This window comes from Actinomadura sp., assembly GCF_044508335.1.
In the GTDB taxonomy this organism is placed as follows: domain Bacteria; phylum Actinomycetota; class Actinomycetes; order Streptosporangiales; family Streptosporangiaceae; genus Spirillospora.
Genome location: NZ_JBIQHY010000020.1, coordinates 76048 through 81644, shown reverse-complemented (window position 1 = coordinate 81644; position 5597 = coordinate 76048). Strand labels below are relative to the sequence as shown.

4 protein-coding genes are annotated in these 5597 nt (G+C 73.9%); 2 read left to right on the top strand and 2 right to left on the bottom strand.

Annotated features, from left to right (window positions below; translation table 11 throughout):
* Positions 1–271: 271 nt before the first annotated feature.
* Entirely contained in the window at positions 272–1702 is a 1431-nt protein-coding gene (locus ACIWVC_RS10720; protein WP_396454079.1) for a pyridoxal phosphate-dependent decarboxylase family protein, read from the bottom strand.
* A gap of 71 nt (positions 1703–1773) precedes the next feature.
* Here ACIWVC_RS10720 and ACIWVC_RS10715 point away from each other — a divergent pair, with 71 nt between their 5' ends.
* Entirely contained in the window at positions 1774–2727 is a 954-nt protein-coding gene (locus tag ACIWVC_RS10715) for a helix-turn-helix domain-containing protein (protein ID WP_396446817.1), read from the top strand.
* A gap of 184 nt (positions 2728–2911) precedes the next feature.
* Here the strand turns inward: ACIWVC_RS10715 and ACIWVC_RS10710 are convergent, their stop codons facing one another.
* A complete protein-coding gene (locus ACIWVC_RS10710; protein ID WP_396454078.1) occupies positions 2912–3829 on the bottom strand; it encodes an RNA polymerase sigma-70 factor in 918 nt (305 codons plus the stop codon).
* Between the two features lie 206 nt (positions 3830–4035).
* Here ACIWVC_RS10710 and ACIWVC_RS10705 point away from each other — a divergent pair, with 206 nt between their 5' ends.
* Positions 4036–5517, top strand: coding sequence for an MFS transporter (locus ACIWVC_RS10705; RefSeq protein ID WP_396446815.1), 1482 nt, complete (start codon positions 4036–4038; stop codon positions 5515–5517).
* Positions 5518–5597: the final 80 nt, after the last annotated feature.

Here is a 5597-nt window from a genome sequence, read left to right as displayed (position 1 = left end):
TCGTCTCCGACACCGAGCTCAGGGTGCCGGTGGACGCCCCGCCCCAGATCACGAACGCCGGGGACAGCACGGCGGTGACGCCGTAGACGACCCAGTCGGTGCGCGCACGCGCGGGTTTTCCGAGGGGCACCGGGTCGGTGCCGGGATAGGCGTCCTCGCCTCCGGTGTCGCTCCTCATGATCTGGTGTCTTGCCCGAATAACCGCTCGTCAGTGACACGGGAGGGTAATCCGTCGACCTCGCCCCCGGCGCACGTGACCGTCCGCGCGGGTTCAGAGCGCCTTGCGCGCCTCGCCCACCGCCTCGACGAGGTCGTCGACGTCGGCCGGCGTCGTGCGGTGGCTGATCACGCAGGCGCGCAGGGCGGCGCGTCCGCTCAGGTCGACGGGGCTGATCCACGCCCGCCCGCCGCGGACCACGTGCTCCGCGAGCGCGTCATGGTGCTCCCGGGTCGCGGTGCCGGGGTCGGCGAAGCAGACGACCGGCAGCGGGGTGTCGTTGACGATGTCCCAGCCGGCGGCGGCGAGCCCGCGGCGCAACGCGTCCGCGAGGTCCGCGTCGCGTTCGAGCTGCCCGGCGTAGCCTTCGCGGCCGGCGACGGCGAGGCTGAGGAACAGCTTCAGGCCCATGAAGCGGCGCGACCACTGCTGGCTGGACGTGTAGGGGTCGACGGTGTCGGGGATCCCGGCCGGCATGTAGGACGTGGTGACCCGGAACGTCTCCGCGAGCCCCTCCGCGTCCGTGCAGAGGAAGGCGCCCGCACCCATCGGGACGCTCAGCCATTTGTGCGCGTCCACGGTGATCGAGTCGGCGCGCTCGATGCCGGACAGCGCGGGCCGCAGCCGGTCCGACAGCGCCGCCGCGCCCCCGTAGGCGGCGTCGGCGTGGAGCCGCATGCCCTGCTCGCGGCACAGGTCGGCGAGCTCGTGCAGCGGGTCGATGACCCCGGCGGCCGTGGTCCCGGCGGTCGCGACGACGAGGAACGGCCGGTCGCCGTTCGCGCGGTCGGCGGCCACCTGAGCGGCCAGGGCCCCGGTGTCCATGCGCAGGTCGGGGCCGGCGGGGACGAGGCGGACGGCGTCCCGCCCGATGCAGGTCGCGTGCGCGATCTTGAGCCAGGCGAGGTGGCTCTCCGCCGACGCGTACATGACCGGACGGCCTTCCACCGCCCGCAGCCCCTTCTCGCCGTACTCCGGCCACGTCTTGGTCAGCGCCAGCAGCACGGCCGTCAAGTTCGCCTCGGCGCCGCCGCTGGTGAACGACCCGGCGACGGCGTCCTCCGGGTAGCCGAGCCGCCCGCCCAGGAAGCGCAGCAGGTGGGCCTCGATCTCCACCGCCGCCGGGGCGTGCGACCAGGCGGCCAGCTGGGGGTTGAACGCGGCGGCGAGCGTCTCCCCGAGGACGCCCATCAGCGTCGGCGTCGGGTTGAACAGGCCGAAGTAGCGCGGATGGGTCGTGTGGACGGTGGTCGCCCGCAGCAGCCCGGCCACGTCCTCCAGCACGTCCTCGGGGTCCGCCGGACGGTCGAAGCCGTACGCGCCGACCGCCCTGCGCAGGTCCCGGACGTCCACCGGCGCGCTCACCTCCCGCTGGGCGATCTGCCGGCGCTCGTCCTCGAGCAGTTCGATGACGCGCCGCCACAGCCGCTCGGCCGCCGCCGGATGCGGATCGAAGGAGGCGCGTCCAAGAGGGAATCGGTCCATGCCACCGACCCTCCCGCGGGCGTCGCACCCGGCCAAGTGGCAGTAACGACCATCATCGCTAAATTAGTGACATGCACACGCTCGCGGTCGCCGTCGCCTCCGGGGTGCCGATCTTCGAACTGGCCATCCCCTGCGAGGTGTTCGGCTACGAACGGCCCGGCCTCGCCGACTGGTGGTACGACTTCCGCCTCTGCGCCGCGCCCGGCACCCGCACCGCCGCCGGCTTCGCCCCGGACACCGTCCACGGCCTCGACGTGCTCGCCGAGGCCGACACGGTCGTGGTGCCGGCCTGCGCGAGCGTCATCGACGACCAGCCGGCCGACCTGGTGGAGGCCGTCCGCGCGGCCCACGCCGGCGGCGCCCGCATCGTCTCGCTCTGCACCGGCGCCTTCGTCCTCGCCGCGGCGGGCATCCTGGACGGACGCCCGGCGACCACCCACTGGATGCACGCCGACCAGCTCAGCGCCCGCTACCCCGAGGTCAAGGTGGACGCGTCCGTCCTCTACATAGACGACGGCGACGTCCTGACCAGCGCGGGCACGGCCGCCGGGCTCGACCTGTGCCTGCACGTCGTCCGCAAGGACCACGGCGCCACGGTCGCCAGTGCGCTCGCCAAGCGCCTGGTGATGCCCGCCCACCGCCCCGGAGGCCAGGCGCAGTACATCGACGCGCAAGCCGTCGAGGACGCCGACGAACTCGGCCCCCTCCTCGACTGGGCCCGCCGCCACCTGCACGAACCACTGACCGTGGGCGTCCTGGCCCGCCGCGCCAACGTCACCACCCGCACCCTGATCCGCCGCTTCCACGCCGCCACCGGCACGACCCCGATGGCATGGCTGCGCGGCATCCGCATCGACCGGGCCCGCGAACTGCTGGAGACCACGACGCTCCCGGTCGACCAGATCGCCGCACGCTCCGGCCTGGGCAGCGCCGCCAACCTCCGCCACCACTTCACCCGCACCGTGGGCGTCCCCCCGACCACGTACCGCCGCACCTTTTCCGCCACACCCGCGAACACCCGCTAGCACCCACGGGCGGTGCCCGCCGCGCGGCCCGCCGGGGGACGAGGACCGCGCGGCGGAACGGCCAGGCGCGACCAGCAAGAGTCAGCCCGGCCGCCACCGGCCCGCGCACTTCTCAGCAGGACGCCACGCGCAGGTGCCAGTCGATCACCGCCGCGAGTCGGGTGAGTCGCTAGGCGGGGTGGGGTCAGCGGCTCAGGGCGGTTCGCTGGTCCACGCGGGAGAGCTTTTCGGGGTTGCGGACGAAGTAGAGGCCGGTGATCAGGCCGTTCTCGACGCGGGCCGCCATGACGGTGTCGGTCTCGCCGCCGAACCGGATGATGAGGCCCGGCCAGCCGTTCACCTGGACCGGCTCGAACGACAGTTCGGTCTCCGTCCTGATCCACCGGAGGCCCGCGGACAGCACGCGGGCCACCTTGTCGGCGCCGACGACCGGACGCGGCAGGGCCTGCCTGCGCCCCCCGGCGTCGGACAGGAGGACGACGTCCGGTGCGAGGACGCCCACCAGGCTCTGCACGTCGCCGGTCTCGACCGCGTGCTGGAACGCCTGGAGCGCGGCCCGGGTCTCGTCCGAGGAGACGGCGTCGCGGGGGCGGCGCGCGGCGACGTGCGAGCGGGCACGGTGGGCGATCTGCCGGACGGCCGCCGGGGTCTTGCCGACGGCCTCGGCGATCTCGCCGTAGGGGAAGTCGAACACGTCGCGCAGCACGAACACGGCCCGCTCGGTCGGCGTGAGCGTCTCCAGCACCAGCAGCATCGCCATCGAGACGTTGTCGGCGAGCTCGACGTCCTCGGCCACGTCGGGCGTGGTCAGCAGCGGTTCGGGCAGCCAGGGGCCGACATAGGTCTCCTTGCGGCGGCCGAGGGTGCGCAGCCGGGTCAGCGCCTGGCGCGTCGTGATCCGGACCAGGTAGGCGCGCTGGTCCCGGACCTCGGCGAGGTCGACGCCCACCCACCGCAGCCACGTCTCCTGCAGGACGTCCTCGGCGTCGGCGGCCGAGCCCAGCATCTCGTAGGCGACGGTGAACAGCAGGTTGCGGTGGGCGACGAACGCCTCGGTGGCGGGATCGGCCGTACCCGCCGCCTGGTCGCTGTGCTCGCTCATGGTCGGCTCCCCGGTCGGTCTTCAACGGCCCTATGCGCACGGGACGCCTTCCGGCGCCGCTTTGTGACATCGGCCGGCGGTGGCCCTCATCACAGCGGGGCGCTGTCACAAAGGACCGGGCGCCCGGCATCTCGTGGTCGTCAGGACGCCGCGCCGGACGCTCCGCGCGGCGCGCACCGCACCCACCATGAACGGGGGACCTCATCATGTCGACCAGGGATGCGCCGGCGGCCGTTCCGCGCCGCTGGACCGCGCTGTTCTTCATCGGGCTGGCGCAGCTCATGATCGTCCTGGACGGGACGGTCGTGAACATCGCGCTGCCGTCCGTCCAGCGGGATCTCGGGATCTCCGACGGCGACCGCCAGTGGGTCATCACCGCGTACACGCTGGCGTTCGGGGGCCTGCTGCTGCTCGGCGGCCGGATCGCCGACTACACCGGACGCAGGCGGACCTTCCTGGTCGCGCTGCTCGGCTTCGCCGGGGCGTCCGCGCTCGGCGGCGTGGCCTCCGGCTTCGAGATGCTGCTGGTCGCCCGCGCGCTGCAGGGCGCGTTCGGCGCGCTGCTCGGCCCGTCCGCGCTGTCGCTGCTGACGGTGACGTTCACCCGGCCGCAGGAGCGCGCCAAGGCGTTCGGGGTCTGGGGCGGGATCTCCGCCGCGGGCGGCGCCATCGGGCTGCTGGCGGGCGGGGCGCTGACCGACTACCTGGACTGGCGCTGGTGCCTCTTCATCAACATCCCGATCGCCCTGGTCGCGGTGGCCGGCGGGTCCGCGATGCTGACCGAGTCGCGGCGCGAGGGCCGGGCCCGGTTCGACGTCCCCGGCGTCCTGCTCGCCACCGCCGGGCTCGTCGCGATCGTGTACGGCACCGGCCAGGCCGAGTCGGACGGCTGGCGGTCGGCGACCGTCACCGGGCTGCTCGCCGCCGGTGCGGTGCTGCTCGCCGCGTTCGTCCTCGTCGAGCGGCGGGTGCCGGAGCCGCTGCTGCCGCCGCGCGTCCTCGCCGACCGCACCCGCGGCGCCGCCTACCTGGCGGTGGGGCTGGCGGGGGCCGGCATGTTCGGCGCGTTCCTGTTCATGACCTACTACCTGCAGATCGTCAAGGGCTACTCGCCGATCAGGACGGGCGTGGCCTTCTTCCCGATGGTGCTGACGGTCATGGTGTCGGCCGGCGCGATCAGCGCCCGGCTGCTGCCCAGGGTCCCGCCGCGGGCGCTGATCGTCCCCGGGATGCTCGTCAGCGCGTGCGGCATGCTGTGGATGCTCACCCTCGAACCCGGCACCGGGTACGCCGGAGGCGTGCTGGTCACGGGCCTGCTCTACGGGTTCGGGGCGGGCATGATCATGCCGGTGGCCATGAACTACGCCACCCGCGGCGTCGACCAGGGCGACTCGGGCGTGGCGTCGGCGACCGTCAACGCGGCGCAGCAGGTCGGCAGCTCGATCGGGATCGCGCTGCTCAACACCATCGCGACCAGCGCGACCGCGGACTACCTCGTCTCGCACGGCAGGAGCCCCGCCGTCGCGAAGCAGGCGCTGGTGGAGGGCTTCGGGACGGGCAGCGCCTGGGGCGCCGGGATCCTCCTGGCGGGCGCGCTGATCGTCGCCGTCCTCATGAACGCCCCCCGCCCGGAGACCCGGCCCGCCCCCGGAGCCGAAACGGAGGTGCCGCTGCCCGCGCACTCCTGACCCGGGACGGATCACCCCGCGGCCGGCGCCGCCCGGGTGATCCGTTCCGCCACGGCCCGCCGGAAGCGCGGGCACCGGGT